This is a genomic window from Maritalea sp. S77 (genome assembly GCF_049801075.1).
Taxonomy (GTDB): domain Bacteria; phylum Pseudomonadota; class Alphaproteobacteria; order Rhizobiales; family Devosiaceae; genus Maritalea.
Map to the genome: position 1 here is coordinate 1,210,187 of NZ_JBNAGG010000001.1, position 17,589 is coordinate 1,227,775.

The following is a 17,589-nucleotide window of genomic DNA, read 5'->3' on the forward strand; positions in this document are numbered from 1 at the left end:
ACTGACATTGAATCGAAATCTCGATCCGCTTTTTGAGGCCCAATATGAGCGATATTCCAGTATTTAAACCACTAATCGGACCTGATGAAATTGGCGCTGCCACTGAATCTCTTGAAATGGGTTGGCTCGGCATGGGGAGCTATGTGGCGCAGTTCGAAGAAAAAATCGCGGAAGTGATCAACGCGCCTGATCGGCATGTATCGGCGGTCAGCACAGGCACGGCCGCATTGCATGTTGCATTGCTTGTCGCTGGCGTTGAAGCGGGCGACGAGGTCATTGTGTCGGCGTTTAATTGCTCGGCCGACTATCAAGCCATCAGTTGGGTGGGTGCGGATATCGTATTTTGCGACTGTGATGATGATACCCTGGAACTGGATATCGACAAGGCCGAAGAGTTGGTCAGCGACAAGACCAAGGCCATCATCATCATGGATTATGATTGCATCATATCCGATTACGACAAGGTCGAAGCTTTTGCACAAAAGCATAAACTGCGGGTCATTCACGATGCTTGCCACTCTTTCGGCTCTCACTATAAGGGCAAGCCTGTAGGCTCATATTCGGATATCTGTGTGTTCAGTTTCGATCCCGTCAAAACCATCACCTGCCTTGATGGCGGTGCGGTAGTTGTGCGCACTGAGGAGGAACAGAAATATGTTCGAGAGCTACGCCTTCTCGGTATGCAGCAACCATCTGAGGTGATGTATCAGAACAAGCGTGCGTGGACATTTGATGTGGAACGGGTTGGCTTCCGCTACCACATGTTAAACTTGCACGCGGCGATTGGTGTCAAACAGATCGAGAAACTAAAGCAAATTCGCGAGACGCGCGTGGCCGCCTCACAACGTTATTCGGAACGCCTGAAGCCTGTGACTGAAGTACGAACACCAAAGTCGACCTTCAGCGATGTAAATCCCTTCCTTTATTATATTCGTGTACCAAGCGAGGACCGGGATGATTTGCGGGCCTATCTTAAAGAGAGCGGTGTCGATACCGGTATCCATTGGCAGCCGGGCCATTGGTTCACGCTTTGGAAAGACTGCCGCAAGGGGGATTTAAGCGTTACCGATGCCGTAGGGCACGAAATCTTGTCGCTACCGCTCCACTCCATGATGGACTTGTCGCTCGTTGATCAAGTTAGCGACACAATTGCTAATTTCTTTTCGAATAAGGCAAAATAGATGGGCAAACCAAGTGTCATCTTTATGGGTTCCAAACCCGGTTCGGTCGTCGCGCTGACCCACCTACATGAACAAGGTTGGAATATCAGAGCAGTGTGCGTGTCTGGCACCATTTCCCACCCATGGTATCCAGAGCCTGACCTCAAGACTGCGGCAAAATCGCTAGGGGTTCCGGTTGTAAAGCAAGGCGAACTCACCACGCTTGTCGATGATGTAGATGTAGTGATTTCCTACATGTTTAGACATCTTGTGAAACCAGAAATTGCATCGAAAGCAAAGTGCGCTGCCGTGAATTTCCATGCGGCGCCCTTGCCCGAATATGGTGGCTGGGGCACCTATAATTTAGCAATTTTGGAAAATAAAAAGGAATTTGGGTGCACATGCCATCACTTAGGTGAAGGTTTTGATGACGGCCCCTTGCTTAAGGTACGTCGCTTTCCAATAGAGCCTGACATCTTGACAGGTTTTGCGTTGGAACAACTTGCGCAAAGAGAGATGATTTCCCTATTCAAAGAATTTGTTGAGATGATTGAACATGGCGAGGAGTTGCCATCAGATGCACAACCAAAGCATCAAGTTCGCTACCACTCGCTAGATGAATTTTTGCCAATGAAGAAAATTCCGGAAGGTGCAGATCAAATCACCATTGACCGCTATGCGAGGGCCTTTTGGTTTCCACCATATGAAGGTGCATATTTTGAGCAAAATGGCACCAAATTTGAGGTAGTTCCGCAAGTTGCGCGGGAGGCAATGGCCGGGCATCTCTGCGCCGACGTGCTGACTGATTTGTTTGAACAATTAAGGCGTGAAGATGCAGATCAATGAGCTTGCAGAACATGTTGCGCGCCAACTGAATAATCTACTGCCGGACACTGATATTGAAGATGTGTGCGCCGAGATCGAAACGCATCTGCCGCGCACGCTGGAACGCCTACACCACCTCATCAAACATGTTAAGATGTGGACGCCCGGCAAGTTCGACCATCTACACTCAACCCAATATTGCACGTTTCTATATTTGCTCAGCAATGAAATTTACACTCAGACAAGGGTACGTGAGCTTCCGACACGTTTGTTTCTGCTGAACAAGGCTATGAATGCCATCGACCTCTTTTATGAAATTGAGATGCCCCCCGTGTTTTTCATTGGTCATTCGGCCGGAATTGTTTTGGCCAAAGCGACATATGGCAATTTTCTTGTGCTTTATCAAAATTCGACTGTTGGCAAAAACCACGGGCTTGCCCCCACGATCGGTGATGGCGTGATCATATATCCCAACAGCGCGATCATAGGTGACACAAATATCGGTGATCATTGCGTGTTGGGACAGGGCACAAGCGTGGTCAATCAAACTGTGCCCAACAATCAGTTTGTTTTTAATGGAGTTGGCGCGAAACCGTTGCTAAAACCAAACACGCAAAGCCAACTACCTTTGGAAGAATATTTCCGCGTTTAGAAGGATTTAGCCTGTGATTTTATGTTGTGGTGAAGCGCTGATTGATATGTTGCCTATGCGGGCAACTGATGGTCGTGTGGGGTTTGCGCCTGCGGTTGGTGGGTCGGTGTTTAACACGGCTATTGCCTTGGGACGTCTTGGCGCGGATGTTGGTTTTCATTCTAAAATCGCAACTGATGATTTAGGCGAGCAATTGCGCCTCGCGCTGCATGACAGCAAGGTCAATCTGGATCATTTGAAGCGCAGTTCAAAGCCGACCCCATTGGCCATTGTACACTTGGTCGATGGCCATGCGAGCTATCAATTTTATGATGAAGGCACAGCAGCGCAGGACTTTGCAGCAGATGAAGTTTTGCCCTTGCCCGCCACAGTAGATTTGGCCTTTTTTGGTGGTATCAGCTTGTTGGGCGAAAACTCTGGCCCCTATTATCAGCGCCTGCTCACCGAAACAGCCCAGCACATCCCTGTGATGATGGATCCGAACATTCGCCCCAATTTCATCATTGATGAAGCTGCCTATCGGCGCGAATTGGATGGCCTATTTCCGCATGTCAGCATTCTCAAAGTGTCTGATGAGGATTTGGCGTGGATTGCCGGACTGAAATCAGTGGACGAGAAGATCCAAGAGATTTTAGGTCTCGGCACCGATCTCATTTTGATCACCAAGGGCGGTGACGGGGTTGAGGCTGTGGGGCGGCATGTTTCTGCATCCGTACCTGCAGAACCAGTGCAAGTGGTCGACACTGTGGGTGCAGGCGATACATTCACCGCAGGCTTTCTGAGTGCGCTACAGGAAGATAATCTATTCTCCACGCTGTTGACCATAAGCGAAGATCAATTGCGGCGTGCGCTGTCTCGCGGCGCGCAGGCAGCGGCGATCACCGTATCACGCGATGGCGCCAACCCGCCGTGGCGGGAAGAATTGCTAGGCTGATCGACTATTGTGGCCAGCAAGGTCGTCCAAAATCGGACAATCTGGGCGCTGGTCACCATGACAGTTTTTCACCAATACTTTGAGCGTTGACCGCAGGCTTTCTAATTCGGCGATTTTCTCTTCCACTTTTTTGATTTTTTCGCGGGCAATGCGTTTTACGTCGGCGCTGGCGCGCCCTTCATCATCGTAAAGCGAGAGCAGCGTGCGGCATTCTTCAATAGTGAAGCCAAGGCTTCGCGACCGCTGCAAAAATTGCAGCCGGTGCACATCGTCTGTCGAATAATCACGATACCCATTTTCAGCCCGGCCGGGTTTGATCAAGCCAATATCTTCGTAATAACGAATGGTCTTGCTGGGCAGGCTGGTCAGCTCTGCGGCGCTGCCAATGTTCATCACCGCACCTCTTCTGATTGTCCATAAAGCTTGAGAAGTTCTGCCAACTCCTCTTCAGAAAACCCGATTGCGTGTGCTTTGCACAACAATTCTTGTGTGGATGCTGGCAGATTATCAGCCTTCTTTTCTTCACAACATATTGGCATATCGTACCTTTCACATGTGCTTACGTTTCAGGCTGCGCACCGCGCTGCGTTGAAAACGTCTGGTTGGGAACCAAAGCTGTTTTTGCAGCACAAAGCTCCCTTGCGGCGTACAGTCATGGTGACTGTTCTAAAGCTTCCAGTCAATGTAAGGTCAAGCGATAAAAGGTTTGTTGTGCAAAACGGGGCTAAACCACAGACAAATATCCGGCCAAGCCAGATTTTTGATGCTCAATCACGTGGCAGTGAAACGCCCAATCGCCCAAATTGTCGGCGACCAAGGCCACTTCCATGGTTTCATCCTTCAGCAAATGGGCGGTATCAGTCCAAATTTGCGGAATTTCGCGTTTGTTGGACCGTAGTAATTTAAACACCAATCCATGCAAATGAATGGGGTGATCATTAGGGCTTTCATTGCGTAGGCGCAATATATAGCTCTTGCCCAGTTTCATTTCGGCCAATGGCCCGACATTTGGTTCCGCATCGCCCGGCCAAGGTGTTTTGTTGATGGACCAAAATGAATAACCAAGCGAGCCGCACCAACCATTATTTTGCGGGTCGGCCTCCGGCGTCCAGCCAAACAAGAACTCATGGGTTTCGGCGGCTGATAAATCCGGCTCCGGCAATTGATTGCGCGGCAAGGCAGGCAAATCACGAAGTTGATGTTTTAGGCTTTGCCCCACTGGACGAAGCTGCGCCAAAGCACGACTGCCTGACAGCGCATGGTGGTTGAGCGTTACCGCCCGTCCCTCTTCCGGCATTTGTATGGCCATATCAACGCGCTGACCGGGCGCTAGGATCAAGGGCGCGTCCTTTGTGGGCCATGGCACCAAATCGGTCGCGTGGCCGTCTATGGCGACCACTTTGCCTTTAGCGCCTGATAGCGCCAAACGGTAGATCCGCGCAGTGTCCGTTGCGGCGATGCGCAGGCGCACAATGCCGCCCGCTGGCGCGTCATAGGTCGGGTTTTGCAGCCAATTGCTGGTCATCACATTGCCCATGGTGCCGCCGCGTGCTGCGCCGCGTTTGGTATAAGGCGTATCCAGCCCACCATTTTTGTCGAGATGAAAATCCTTCAAATTGAGCACAATTTCCGCATCGAATTGCGGATCATTCTCGTCTTCAACCACCAAAATGCCCGTCAACCCATGTGCCATTTGTTCCATGGTTTGGCAGTGAGGATGATACCAGTAGGTGCCGCTGTCTGGCGGCGTAAATTCATAATCGAAGCTGCTGCCCGGCCCAATGGGAAATTGCGTCAGATAAGGCACGCCATCCATTTTGTTGGGGATGCGCAACCCGTGCCAATGCATTGTCGTGTAGTCGCTTAGCTGATTGCTAACTCGCAATTTCGCGAGTTGATTTTTGCGCAAGCGCAAAACAGGTGGCGGCGCATTGCTGACCGTGGAGACGAGGCCGTGGGTAATCCCCTTCCCTAGGTCGAATGACGCATTTTGCACGTTTAAATTGATGGCGGCGGCTTGCTGCGCGAAGGCATTTGTGCCCCAAGCTGCGCCAACTGACAGTGCGGCTGCGCCGCCCAAAAAGAACTCTCGCCGATCCATGCTCACTCACCGCTTTAATGTCTTAGCGTGTAGCAACGTACACAAAACTTGCCTACAATGCGCAAGATTATTTATGCGGCGTCGCGCCAATCCAGCTTTTCCAACTCTTCACGAAAGGCAAAGCGCACCAAATGGCTTTCAATCACATCTTTGGTGCGGTTTAGCGCAGCGTCATCTTCAGCCTCGATGGCGATTTCGAGCTGGTTTTCGTCTGCCCGCAACTTTGCTGTACCAAACGGAAAATTGGCATAGCCGTGATTGCCATCAAAACCGGCATCAATTTTGTGCGCAAAATGCTTGCACAACTGCCCCATATATCGGGCGCCTTTTTCTGTAATGAACTGAGTTTGAGATTTTTGCATCGAAATCCTCCACGGCCGAGACCAAAAATTTCTGGAACGTGAAGTAAGGCTTCACGTTCCAGATTCGATATTGCCGAACAAAAAGGTCGCGATCTTCAGCAATACCAAAAGTTAGGTGTCCAAAACACCACATAACATGATTTTTATCATCATGTTTTTAATGAAGGCGTTTTAGCTGAGACTAATTTAGAAATCAATAGAAAAATCAATAGTTTAGAACCATTCTAAACTATTGATACAAGTGATTGCGATTGTTGGGAGAATGGAGAAGTGTGTGCCTGACGAGTTCATCATTAGCTGAAACGACGAGGAAAAAGTATTTTGGCTAATGTGGTGCAAAAAGGCGAGCCAGCGATAAGATATTCGATGTATCGGACATTACCACACAAGTCAGCTGCTAGATGGATTGGAATGGCGAAAACGGGGTGGTGAACGGCGCAATCTTTTCATAAAAGATTGCGCACCGATCAGTATCAATGACGGTATGCATATGGTCTTTGTCAGCGGGCTACCGATTGTGGCGAGCAAAGTAAAAGGAATGTGACTGCTTCAGGTGAAAACATGATTGTTTTGGATGCGACCGACATAATCATTCGTGGCGATGTAACTATTGAATAGTCATGCCTCACGCACAATGGCGTCAACTCGGGCCATGACCAAAAGCACAAAGATGTCGAGCTCGGCGGCAGGCTGATTGGTGATCCGGTCTAGCCAGAGCCCAACAAAAACTTGGCAATTTCTCCAAGCAAGTTCATGCCCTGTTTGACGATTCCTTTTTTTACCGCACTTTTCGTTTCTTCTTTTAGATCATCTCCGAATTTCTCAAATTCACTCTTACCCGTTTTTACCAATTCAGCGTCGATCATTGGAGCGTCGAGTAGCTTTAGGACAGTTTCCACCAATCCCACTAAGTGCTGCCGACGAGCTTCTGCGACATTTTCTGAATTTGCAAAAGATTTGCTTTCTTCTAGATCAGCTATCAGTTTTTCAAGGCCAACAACAAAATCTTTGTACGCCAATTGGTTTTCGAACTTGTGGAGTGGATTGACGACCCATCGAGAAATCGTTTTGGACGGTTCGTTCGTATCGGCCACTTCCGGTACATCGCTGGCGCTTTCAGAATCCAATTCATCAGTTTCATTGACATGAAAATCATCAACAATGCTTTGCAATGCACTGAATATTTTAAAAGCAACATCCTGTACAGTTCCGAAATTATGCTGACCAACTTTATGACCCAGTGGCTCTGCGAGGACGAATGGGTCGTCCGAGTCCACTTGGGCAAATCCGAATTCGCGAAAATAATCAAGATCACCTATGTCGATATTTGCAAACTCCGCAATCTTGTCGTCTGAAACATCGGCAAATTCAGCAGCCGTTTCAAAAAGAACGTCAGCTCCGTTGTCAAAGTCCTCGAAATCTTGTCCGTCCATTTCCCGATTAAGAATATCGACAGTCACTTGGAGTGCTCGTTGCAATCGTTTTTGTGTTACACCGTACTCAGTGATCGTTTCGATGCTTTTTTGGTATTCATAAAATGTCTCATTACCTATCTTTGACACTGCATACTCCCGCCCCCTGCCGGAACTGCTCCGGCGCCACCCATAATAGCTAAGCCCACCTTGCCAGCAATAAAACGCACTCAACTGCAGGTTTGGCATGGGCAAAATGTATCATCTTTATTGGTAGACAAAAGTCCAGTCCGGACCGGCATTAGTGCGGGTTGTTTAGCCACTAAAATTGAGTTGTTGAGTGGAGGGCCCCAACATAATCGGACGCAGCAACACTGCAAATCCAAAATCCGACAATTTTAGGGGGGAAAGTGGTGCCCGGAGGCGGATTCGAACCACCGACACGCGGATTTTCAACCCAAACCAATAACTTCCCCGAAAGACGAGGATATTCCCAATGTGAACATCAACACATTGAATAATATACATAATATCGATTACTGCAAATTAATCTTAACATTTAGGAATTGCATATTTCCTTCTTTCGCGCTACCTATTTGCTACCTGGAACGCTATTGGTGGCAAAATGGCCGTAAAATTGACGAAAACACTAGTGGAAGGCCTTGAACCATCAACCAAGGACATTGTGAAGTGGGACAGCGAAGTCAAAGGGTTCGGCGTCAAGGTCTCAGAAAAAGGCACCAAAAGCTATTTTGTCTATTATCGCACCACAAGCGGCCAACAAAGACGCCCATCGATTGGACGACACGGCACTTTTACAGTTGAGCAAGCGCGCAAAATTGCAAGACAGTGGCTGGCAGAGGTTGCACTGGGCAAAGACATAAGCGCAATTCGACAGAACGATCGACAGGCGGAAACCGTAAATCAACTCGCGCAACGCTATCTCAAAGACTATGCGGAAATTCACAAAAAGCCGCGAAGCATTCAAACCGACAAAGCCAATATCGAAAACCATGTGATACCTTTGATTGGCAAGATGAAGGTCAAAGATGTTACGCGCGCTGATATTGAAAGATTGAAGCTCGACATCCGTGAGGGAAAGACTGCGCGAAAGCTATCTGCCAAACCAAGGGGGCGCAGACAAATCAGAGGTGGCGAAGGCATCGCCAATCGTGTGTTAGCGCTTTTGTCAAAAATGTTTGGGTGCGCGATAGATTGGAACCTGCGGACCGACAATCCAGCAATGGGGATCAAAAAGTTTCGAGAAAACAAAAAGGATCGTTTTCTTAGCGAGGCGGAAATTGGACGCCTGCTTGAAGCACTAGACACGGCTGACAGAGTACCGAAAGAGTTACCTGCAGCAACTGCTGGTATTCGCCTGCTTCTGTTCACTGGTCTACGCGTTGGTGAAATTGTGAATTTAGACTGGCAGCATGTCGACATGGCGCGTGGCACAATATTCCTGCCAGACAGCAAAACCGGCTCACGCTTGGTGCCGTTGAACAGCATGGCACTAGATGTGCTGAAGAGTTTATACCGTGATCAGCAGTCAGGTTTGGTCCTCGAAAGCAGCGCGGCAGGCAAACCCATTGCGTTGACCAGGCCCTGGTACCGAATACGTGAAAGTGCCCAGATCGATAAAACGGCCACACTCCACAGCCTGCGCCACACATTCGCATCGCACTCAGTCATGACCGGACAATCGTTGGCGCAGGCAGGTTCATTGCTTGGGCACAAATCAGCACAAACAACAATGCGCTACGCTCATCACTTGTTAGAGGCACAGCGGCAATACAGCGAGCAAACTGGGGATGTTTTTCGGCGAATTGCGGGCAAGTCCGCAGACCAAACTTGAAGCAGTTGGCAACTTTGCCTGATACGGGGCTTTATGCCCTGCACTGCCAACCTCAATCACACCACGGATTTGAACTGTTCGGCCAAGGTTGCGCAAAACCTTGTTGGATCAACAACTGCCCAACATCCTGACCACCTGAGTTGTACATTTTGACAAGATCACGCCCATAACCACCTGTGCGGCCGGTATAATGGATGCGATAACCAGTCTGCATGACCTCAATCACCATCTGTGCGCCCTTTGCTGCGGCAACACGCTCTGCCGCACAACTTGCCTTACTATCGGTTTCAGCGGCATCAATATCCAAGAAGCGAAGTTTGTTACCTTCTTCCCAAATGGTATCGCCATCCACAACACAAGTGACACGGCGCGCTGCTCTGTTGCCACCGCTACATAGACCGACTGTTGGCCGCTTTGTTAATTCACAAGCGACGCCATTGTGGTCGTCATCAAGATGTTGCCAATAGCCTGGTGATCCCCTTTCGGTTTCATAAACACCCGCACTCGCCGCAGCATCACATCCGGCGGCTGCCACAAAGTGCCTAACGGTTTGTGGCGGTGTCCACCCCCGAGCGAGCCAGACCACAGCAAAGAATGACACGGTCGCAAGCATTGCAAGCACCAAGATCATACGAACATCAATAAGTGGTTTTTCTGGTGCACGGCTTGTGCGGCCTTGGCGCTGTGACATATCTGATCGCAACCTGTTTTGTCCGCAAATGTGCTAAATATGAGCAAACACTAATAGATCATTATCAATAAACCTTTAGCGCATGCCGCCCGTTCATCAGACAAACACAGACCTTCACACTTGGCCAATTTGCTGGCACAATGGCTGCATATTTAGATTCATATTTTGGGAAATGTTGGCATGACAGATGCCCTGCCACAGCGCATGTCCAAGGGACAATTGGAGCTTATTTATCTCATTGGCAATGATGAAGCGCCAAACGATATCTATATTCGCTCAGCGATGAAAATTGAGCGACAAAGCCTGGTACTTGCGCGGCTGCAAAAGCGGTTTGGCTTCAGGTCTGCCAACGACGTCAAATCATTTTACACAAACCATGCAGATGAAATCTATTTGCGCCTTGAGCAGTTAGGTAGCTTTGCTATCGATCCTTGCGGTGGACCAAGCAGGCGCAATGACCACCCTGAACTCACAGAACAAGACCTTTGGGATGCAGCGACAATATTGCGGAAACTTTCACAAGTTGGCGCCGATTGACCAACAGGCATCTGCTCGAGTTCAGGGTGGTGCTGTTCTGTTATAAAAAGCTGAGTTTGTTACATACGAAATGGCTTAACCGTAAACCTGTTCGGCCTAGTGCAATCCTAAGGGATGGTTTAAAAAGAAATCAAGAGTCGAACTTCGGTTTGCTGCACAGACGCGGGAATAGATCTAATATGAAGCAAATTTGGAAAATCGCTGCCGGACTAGCAGTGACGGCAATGCTTACAATGCCAGCCGCCGCCGCACAATTAATCTGCAAGCCCTTTCAGCAAGCAACCTGTGACGTACAGAGTCCGTGTGAAGAAACTAAAACTCCGATATATTTGATAGTCGACCAAGAGGCTGGCACATATCAACGTTGTGACACGGATGGCTGTGACAAGTACCTAGCAGAATTTAAGGATTCCGGGTCATTTTTCACCAATATTGTATTTGCGCCAGGCACATTGGCCAAATTATTTAATAGGGGGCAATTTTACACTGAGGTAGTTACACTTGGTCTTGAAACCATTGTAAGTCACGGCGCTTGTAACCGTGCTGATGAGTTTGCGGATTGAAATGCCGATATTGTGTTCGCAAGATAGCAGATTTTTTCGACTATGACTTTTGGGTTTGAACATTTTCAAACCAAGGGTATCTGGCGTTTGGCACCACCATTTCAAGGTCATCCTCGAATTCGGAGAAGAGATCATTAGACCATCGTTGAGTATAGCCCATAGCCGCACAATATGCGGCAATGATAGCATCTCCTTCATGATCTGTATTTTTCTCGGAGACTGATTTGTGGTAAGCGGGCCGGATGACGTTCGCATCTTGGGTTTTCAACAATAGTTTTGGATGGCTCTCATAGGCTGGCAACCCCATGCGCTTTGCTACAATCGCACCGTTAATTGTCATTGCACTATATAGAGAGTTCTGCGAAATAACCGAGTGCCCGCCGTACTTGCTCCGTAACTCTTCATCACAAGCTCGCCGACCACTAAGCGACCAAGCAAGGAGTGTGTCGATACCGAGTGCTCTTGCATTTAAGGAATACTTAGATAGCCATACTATCGCCTCAGAAGCGTCACGCACTAGGGCTGTGTCCAAAACAGTAGGCGTGATTGAGCCTAATTCAATTGCGGCAACCCCGTTTTTACCGAGACCGCCAGGATCATATCCTAAGAACGTTGCCATGATATCACCCATTTAAACATTCATTTAGGCACATTAAACGTAAAGCCGTCTGGACAAAAAATTAAAATCGAATTTTTTGTCGAATAAATTTATGGACTTTGACACAGGGATGGCTTTGGTCGCTAATCGAAATGGGTTTATTCAGCGCTAGATCGGCTCACAGCTGTAGTCGGCAATGCGGACAATTCGACCTACTCGGAGGTCGAATAACTGAAGGCATGGTCGTTCGTGCTACATTGCTGAAGCCATATGGGAACCAAGTTGATTGTAGATCTCATTCGTCACGCCTCGGCTAGTTGGATGTTGAATGCAGTAGAACTGAACATCTCCCATTCTGACTGTTTTAAAAAGGCCGTTGTCATGCCAATCTTCTTCCTTGCCCACGATGTCATTCCAATAACAAAGGTACGTCGCGCTGTAAAAAACGACGATTTTTGGTGTCCAATTTATGATTAACTTTTTGAGCCCAGAAATACGGTCCGGACAAACCTTATCCATATAGGCCTTTCGAGATTGCAAAAAGGGTAGCTCGGACTGATTTATGTATGGCCACTCTGCAATTTTTGTTGAGGGCAAAGGCATTAGCTCCAGCAGGCTTGTGTCCCCGTTAGGTCGTGCAAGCTGGTAACGTTGATATGTTCTGATTGTTTCATTGGTGACACTTTTATTCGTCGCCCGCAAAGTCGCTCTAATCAGCTTGCCCCAGGTTTTTTGAATAGGCGGATTGGAAGTGTTGAACCACGGATTGGAGGGTGAGCTATTTGGGGGGCAGATATCAACAACTCGAGGTTGACCTTCCTCATTCCATTGTTCTAGCACACGATTAAACTCGTTGCTCTCCAACTCGCCTCCTTCTTCCATTCCAACGAACCAAATAGGCGCTTTGAGATCACCATATCCCCAGAAATTGGCGATGTAGTCCTTAAGAATATTATCAAGGAGCATTGTCATCCTAAATCCCCTAAATAGTGCACCTATCTTAGAAAAAACTCAGTGCCAAGTTACGTTTTGCAAAAATTCTATATTCGACTAAATGCTGTCATGATGTTGCCGACATAAATGTTTCACGAAGGCGCCAATAGACAAGAAAGGCATGCGCGTCAGAACAAAACCAGCTTTGACACTCTTGCCAAATACTGCACCTAGCATAAATACGGGCCGTGAACGTAGCCTTTTAAACCTGAGAAGCAGATGTCCACAACGAACACTAATGGTTGTTCTCTGCTTAGTGCAGGTACAGCTGTAAAGGGACTAAGAGCCATTTTACTGCGACTAAATCAGTCAACGCTGGTTGGGCATCGCTTTGTCACCCGTATCGTGAATACAGCAGAACACTTATCCCACTAGATAATAAGCTGCACAATCCCAGCAACGCTTGCAGCCACCACTCCGTCCTGTATGATTTTTTGTTTTGCTTTTGTCGAAAGTGCCTCACCCTTCAACATCGACTTGGCATTAGTCGCAAGTGTTACCATCGCAGCAACCCCCATACTGTCAACAACATCTGCGCCTTCCCCTTGTCCAAGCTTTTGTAATGTAGAGGACGTGTTAGATGTAAGGACAACGTTGCTAAACCCAGACGAAGACCAATCCGGCGACAACTCCGCAACTTCACTGGTTACGCGCACATCGATGTTTTCGTATTTTTCGTTGTGCTCACGTACATAAGACGCGTAATTTGTCGCCTTGAGTTGAACCTCGGAAACGTCGTCGGTTTCAACATTAACAATACGGACATCGGCGCCGGCATGGTTCGTATCGCCAAAAAGTTCGACAATGTACTCGTCGCCATCTAGGTTTTCTTGCCGCTGAAACGCGAGCTCATGATAAATACCCTTTACATTGTTTTTGAGCCCTGCAATTTGCTCAACGGATAGCGACTGAACATATTTTGACAGTTCAAACACACTAGCATCGGTAAGACTATTGTTTGATCGACGTAGCGCCTGAAGTACTAGCTCTTCATCTTCCGTAAAGGGAGGCAACTTGTCGGCCATCAATTTCAATATCGTGGCGGATACTACCCCCGTAACCACGGGAACTGTCGTGAAGCTTTTTATTCCAACCGACAACTTTTGGTCGTGGGTCGTTGATAAAGCATCTAATAATTCAACCAAATCTACCTTGCGATCTTTAAGGCGCCTCAGCGGAATATCCGGCCAGTCCTCAACTTTAGCTATACAGATATCTAATTGTTCGAGAAGATCATGTTTTAAGTTATGCTGCAGGGATGCAGCGGTCAGCGGGTCTAACACTGCATTTTGATTTGCCCGCTCACGAAAAGCTGTTGCCAACATTAAACAGGTTTCTACGAACCGTATCTCTTGCGGGTCCAAGGATTTTTTCTTGCGCTTTTTTCCTGTCCATTTTCCGACGAGTCGGCGAGTTCCAAAATATGCGAGCGCGCCTCCTGCGGCAGATAGGCCCAATACAATCCACCCGCCGGTAACAACGCTTCCTCCAATCCACGCCAATGCCGCACTGTTGAACGCCGCACCCGAAAGTGAAGAAATGGCCGTTCCCGTACTGGCTGTTCCCAGTATGGATGCGATGGAAAATAAACTTGCTGTCGTACCTGCCGCAGCCAATTTACTCGAAAGCGCTGTAACGATTCTGGCAGACGTGCCACGCTTTTCAATTAGCAGCGCATCGATAAGGTCTTCCAGAGTAGTCGCACCTTTTTCGAAGAAGTTCTCTGGCGTAAATCTGGTACGCCTAAGTTCAAACTGTGAGAGTTGTGTAGACGCATTGGTCTTGACTGCTCTACCGCCCTTTAAAAGGAGCTTACCTATCTGACGCCCCACCGGCTTGGCGATTGACCAACTGGCTTTTCCAACAACTTTAGCCAAAAATAACGCTGAACGACCGGTCGCGCGTACCGCCCGTGCTGATAGCGGCCGACTTTTTTGCTTTATCTGATTCAACTTTATGCTTTCCGGGGTGGGGTTATGGTCGGGTACAGTGCACAAGATAGCCTATCGCAGTTGGTTATTTTGGCAAGCCTCTACTTAGCAGCAAACATCGTATTAGGTGTTCGCAGTTGGCCGCATCTATAATGGTTTTAAGCTGCAATGCGAACATTGGAGCCATTTTATTTGAAGTCCGCAATGCGGACGAAGCTGACTTTTTCTCGGACGAGATTAACGACCGCTTTTCACAACACACCTGATCCCGTATTGTTTTGTTTATGGCAAACCGTGATGATTTTAGAGCGCTCGTTATAAGAACAATTGCGCAACGCGCAGGCTACCGTTGTTCAAATCAGAACTGCTTACGTCCGACAATTGGGCCGGACGGTGGCGACGATAGCGCTAGCATTGGTGTCGCCGCGCACATTACTGCCGCTGCTGAGGGCGGGCCGAGGTATGATCCTACTATGACCTCTGAGGAACGAGCCGCTGCTGAAAATGGTATTTGGCTCTGTCAAACCTGTAGTAGGCTGGTAGACGCGGATGTCATCAGTCATTCAGTTGATCAACTTAGAGAGTGGAAAACTCTAGCAGAAATGCGGGCTTATCTAGGTATTCGCGGATTTGCAATTGTAGTGTCGCGGAGCTTTCAAAAGCTTGAAAACAAGATGCCAAGCCTTATAGCGGAAATGCGGGATGATATTAATACTAATCCATTTATCCGAGAATTCGTAATTCTTTCCAAGAAATGGTCTTACAACGGCGACTCAAACAATCCCATCTTCACGTATTTTTTTGAAGACCACGACCACTTGAAACCGATGCTGAGAGTGATGCAGAATTATGGTGCGATCATTGAAACGACGCACAACAATATTGATCGTTTTGAGTTTACGGAAGACTTTGTTGAATATCTTCAGCTACCCGTTTAATTCTATTACTCAGGGCACCCTCTCGAACCGAGTTGTCTGAAATTATGGAGATATGGTTTTGATACCGCAACTATCAGGACTTCCAGGGCCTCCTGCTCGGCAGTCACGTGCGCCAATAGGAGAGGATGAAATTCACGTAGACGGACTTGTAAAACTTAGATTGGGGCATGCAACGTTTGGTAGCATACTCTTGCCAGAGCTGGTGTTTATCAAAAAATCGAAATGGCATTTCTTTCAACCAAGTTTTTTCAGCCCTCCCGTCTTGGCTCTTAACGTAAATCCTGAAGTTAGTCTCGCTAGGTTTTCGGTTGACGTTGGAAAACCTAGATCCGAAATACTGACACGTTTGAATATACAGATCCAATCTGATCAACTAGTTAGAAGATTTGATGATGGCGCGCAAATCTATCGATGTAGAATAAGCGGAAAAAAGGACCTGAGGCGGTTTGTTTCTGGGGTTTGCAAACCAAGATCGGATGGAGATTTTGACCTTAACTTGCGTCACGTTACCAATCCTAAGGCATTCTCTAGTATTGTCGGCAGTGGAAAACTCCGATCATCTTCTTGGAATCTGCAAGGGACAAGCGAGCTTGCCAATGCTGCTTACGTCTACCTGACTAGCCTACCTTCGATAAAATCTGAAGAGGATCTCCGTCGAATAGCTATGTCGTCCAGCGGTTCTATTCAATTTCAAACGACCTCCGATCGGGCTGTCGAAAAGACATTGAATCTGAAAGTCTATCGAGAAAGCACAGCAGGTCGAACTGCAAGTTTGGTGGTTAATCTGGCTAGTAAATTTCTTTCGCCACCACACATGTTGATACACCGTCCTACAGCGGAGCCAACATACTATGAGGTTGTCGGTCCTGAAATCTATAGAGTTGGAGTTAAACCGACAAAGGCGCTTGGTTATGCCGGGGGCACGGTGGTGGCAGAGCCAGAGATATTGAAGATCTTTGATAACCTTGTGGTAGGTGACGCCTCGACTGTCGAAGGTTTGGCTGCTCCCTACAATGAGGAGGAAACGGAACAGATTGTTCATATTGAAAAGCTCGACGACGGCTTGGACCTGTTCGAATACTGGCAAAAACATCAAATCACAGATCAGGTCAGTTATCGTCAACCCGAACCACGAACATTCAAACAGTAGTCGATTTCCAGCAATTAAGAGCATTGTGCTCTCTGAAAAAACCTGAGCTACCGGCAACAGCCCGTAGTTCAAATACCGAAAAAGGGCTCGGAGCGGTCGTCAGCAATGCGGACAAAGCGACCGTTGTTTTCACCAATCAACGGCTTACACATCAGCCCTTTTAATACTACTATTTCAGCGGCTAAAACGGCCCAGTTAAAGGTCGGCCGAATAGGAAATTTGGTCATTTCGAGATACTGTTCTGATTGACTGTCAAAGACTAATCTCTATATTCTTATCAAATATCTTACTTTACGATTGATCCTATGTCGCATTTGTCTCCGTCCAATATTCACCCACATCTTTACAGAGCACATTTAGCAATCGGTCGATTTCTGATTGCTTCAGTTCTGTCTCTAACTTTGGCGAATGGCGCGTTTGCTGTTGATGAACATGTTGATCGGTTTTTCACAGCATGTGTTGGCTCACTTCCTGATTTTTCGAGTTTTGCCGAAACTCTGCCGGAGCATGGTTATTCGGAGTCTTCTAAAGGCACTTGGACGGGATCAGCTCCTGAATTTCCAATTATGTCGTTGCAGATTGAGCCAAACAGCCGCATTTGTTCTCTGGCACTGATGGGTAATCATGCAGACGAGTTCGTGGATGCGGTTCAATCTCGGCTTCTGTCCGAACCGCAGTGGCGGTACCAAAAAAAGGTGCACAACGGTCGCTTCATTTACTTGGTTCAGACAAATCTAGGACTGACGATTTTGGAAGTTGTTCCACCACTAGGCGCTAGTACATTCCTTCTGTCGCATTCTCGAGACTGAAGAGAACAGCATTCGGCATCCAGCATTTACAGAAGCGGGCCTGGATTGGTCGCGCAGTTAAAGGTCTTCAACGGGCTC

General features: G+C 47.9%; 18 protein-coding genes. 10 read left to right on the forward strand and 8 right to left on the reverse strand.

The window, feature by feature from the left end:
• The first annotated feature begins 44 nt into the window (after nucleotides 1–44).
• From ACP15Y_RS05795 to ACP15Y_RS05810, 4 genes are read left to right on the forward strand one after another with little or no spacing between them, the layout of a single operon-like run.
• On the forward strand, nucleotides 45–1,181 hold the full coding sequence (locus ACP15Y_RS05795; protein ID WP_424982051.1) for a DegT/DnrJ/EryC1/StrS family aminotransferase: 1,137 nt from the start codon (nucleotides 45–47) through the stop codon (nucleotides 1,179–1,181).
• Entirely contained in the window at nucleotides 1,182–2,006 is an 825-nt protein-coding gene (locus ACP15Y_RS05800; RefSeq protein ID WP_424982052.1) for a formyltransferase family protein, read from the forward strand.
• The gene (locus tag ACP15Y_RS05805; RefSeq protein ID WP_424982053.1) at nucleotides 1,993–2,637 is read left to right on the forward strand and encodes a hypothetical protein; all 645 of its coding nucleotides are present in this window, start codon (nucleotides 1,993–1,995) and stop codon (nucleotides 2,635–2,637) included. The genes ACP15Y_RS05800 and ACP15Y_RS05805 overlap by 14 nt, the downstream gene beginning before the upstream one ends.
• Nucleotides 2,638–2,650: 13 nt before the next feature.
• Nucleotides 2,651–3,571 (forward strand): carbohydrate kinase family protein, encoded by a 921-nt coding sequence (locus ACP15Y_RS05810; protein WP_424982054.1) that lies wholly within the window; start codon nucleotides 2,651–2,653, stop codon nucleotides 3,569–3,571.
• On the opposite strand, the gene cueR is transcribed toward ACP15Y_RS05810, so the two are convergent.
• The 4 genes from cueR to ACP15Y_RS05830 all read right to left on the reverse strand — a co-directional run bounded on the left by cueR (nucleotide 3,563) and on the right by ACP15Y_RS05830 (nucleotide 7,596).
• Entirely contained in the window at nucleotides 3,563–3,964 is a 402-nt protein-coding gene (cueR, locus tag ACP15Y_RS05815; RefSeq protein WP_424982056.1) for a Cu(I)-responsive transcriptional regulator, read from the reverse strand. The genes ACP15Y_RS05810 and cueR overlap by 9 nt on opposite strands.
• 331 nt (nucleotides 3,965–4,295) lie before the next feature.
• Nucleotides 4,296–5,672 (reverse strand): multicopper oxidase family protein, encoded by a 1,377-nt coding sequence (locus ACP15Y_RS05820; RefSeq protein ID WP_424982057.1) that lies wholly within the window; start codon nucleotides 5,670–5,672, stop codon nucleotides 4,296–4,298.
• 71 nt (nucleotides 5,673–5,743) lie between these two features.
• Nucleotides 5,744–6,034 carry a DUF2218 domain-containing protein gene (locus ACP15Y_RS05825; RefSeq protein ID WP_424982058.1) on the reverse strand — a complete coding sequence of 97 codons (291 nt, stop codon included), beginning with the start codon at nucleotides 6,032–6,034 and terminating at the stop codon, nucleotides 5,744–5,746.
• Between the two features lie 707 nt (nucleotides 6,035–6,741).
• Entirely contained in the window at nucleotides 6,742–7,596 is an 855-nt protein-coding gene (locus tag ACP15Y_RS05830) for a hypothetical protein (protein ID WP_424982059.1), read from the reverse strand.
• A gap of 475 nt (nucleotides 7,597–8,071) precedes the next feature.
• On the opposite strand from ACP15Y_RS05830, the gene ACP15Y_RS05835 reads away from it, so the two are divergent.
• A complete protein-coding gene (locus tag ACP15Y_RS05835; protein WP_424982060.1) occupies nucleotides 8,072–9,301 on the forward strand; it encodes a tyrosine-type recombinase/integrase in 1,230 nt (409 codons plus the stop codon).
• Between the two features lie 52 nt (nucleotides 9,302–9,353).
• On the opposite strand, the gene ACP15Y_RS05840 is transcribed toward ACP15Y_RS05835, so the two are convergent.
• Complete coding sequence (locus ACP15Y_RS05840; RefSeq protein ID WP_424982061.1) at nucleotides 9,354–9,992, reverse strand: excalibur calcium-binding domain-containing protein; 639 nt, start codon at nucleotides 9,990–9,992, stop codon at nucleotides 9,354–9,356.
• Between the two features lie 180 nt (nucleotides 9,993–10,172).
• Between ACP15Y_RS05840 and ACP15Y_RS05845 the strand changes: the two genes are divergently transcribed.
• Both ACP15Y_RS05845 and ACP15Y_RS05850 read left to right on the forward strand, forming a co-directional pair.
• Complete coding sequence (locus tag ACP15Y_RS05845) at nucleotides 10,173–10,529, forward strand: hypothetical protein (protein ID WP_424982063.1); 357 nt, start codon at nucleotides 10,173–10,175, stop codon at nucleotides 10,527–10,529.
• 179 nt (nucleotides 10,530–10,708) lie between these two features.
• Nucleotides 10,709–11,092, forward strand: coding sequence for a hypothetical protein (locus ACP15Y_RS05850; RefSeq protein ID WP_424982064.1), 384 nt, complete (start codon nucleotides 10,709–10,711; stop codon nucleotides 11,090–11,092).
• 40 nt (nucleotides 11,093–11,132) lie between these two features.
• On the opposite strand, the gene ACP15Y_RS05855 is transcribed toward ACP15Y_RS05850, so the two are convergent.
• The 3 genes from ACP15Y_RS05855 to ACP15Y_RS05865 all read right to left on the reverse strand — a co-directional run bounded on the left by ACP15Y_RS05855 (nucleotide 11,133) and on the right by ACP15Y_RS05865 (nucleotide 14,635).
• Nucleotides 11,133–11,723 carry a hypothetical protein gene (locus ACP15Y_RS05855; protein ID WP_424982065.1) on the reverse strand — a complete coding sequence of 197 codons (591 nt, stop codon included), beginning with the start codon at nucleotides 11,721–11,723 and terminating at the stop codon, nucleotides 11,133–11,135.
• A 219-nt stretch (nucleotides 11,724–11,942) separates the two neighbouring features.
• Nucleotides 11,943–12,662, reverse strand: coding sequence for a hypothetical protein (locus ACP15Y_RS05860; protein ID WP_424982066.1), 720 nt, complete (start codon nucleotides 12,660–12,662; stop codon nucleotides 11,943–11,945).
• 392 nt (nucleotides 12,663–13,054) lie between these two features.
• The gene (locus tag ACP15Y_RS05865) at nucleotides 13,055–14,635 is read right to left on the reverse strand and encodes a hypothetical protein (RefSeq protein WP_424982067.1); all 1,581 of its coding nucleotides are present in this window, start codon (nucleotides 14,633–14,635) and stop codon (nucleotides 13,055–13,057) included.
• A gap of 263 nt (nucleotides 14,636–14,898) precedes the next feature.
• Between ACP15Y_RS05865 and ACP15Y_RS05870 the strand changes: the two genes are divergently transcribed.
• The 3 genes from ACP15Y_RS05870 (at nucleotide 14,899) to ACP15Y_RS05880 (ending at nucleotide 17,511) form a co-directional block, all read left to right on the forward strand.
• Nucleotides 14,899–15,552 carry a hypothetical protein gene (locus tag ACP15Y_RS05870; protein WP_424982068.1) on the forward strand — a complete coding sequence of 218 codons (654 nt, stop codon included), beginning with the start codon at nucleotides 14,899–14,901 and terminating at the stop codon, nucleotides 15,550–15,552.
• A 58-nt stretch (nucleotides 15,553–15,610) separates the two neighbouring features.
• A complete protein-coding gene (locus ACP15Y_RS05875; protein WP_424982069.1) occupies nucleotides 15,611–16,702 on the forward strand; it encodes a hypothetical protein in 1,092 nt (363 codons plus the stop codon).
• 305 nt (nucleotides 16,703–17,007) lie between these two features.
• On the forward strand, nucleotides 17,008–17,511 hold the full coding sequence (locus ACP15Y_RS05880) for a hypothetical protein (RefSeq protein WP_424982070.1): 504 nt from the start codon (nucleotides 17,008–17,010) through the stop codon (nucleotides 17,509–17,511).
• The last annotated feature ends 78 nt before the right edge of the window (nucleotides 17,512–17,589 follow it).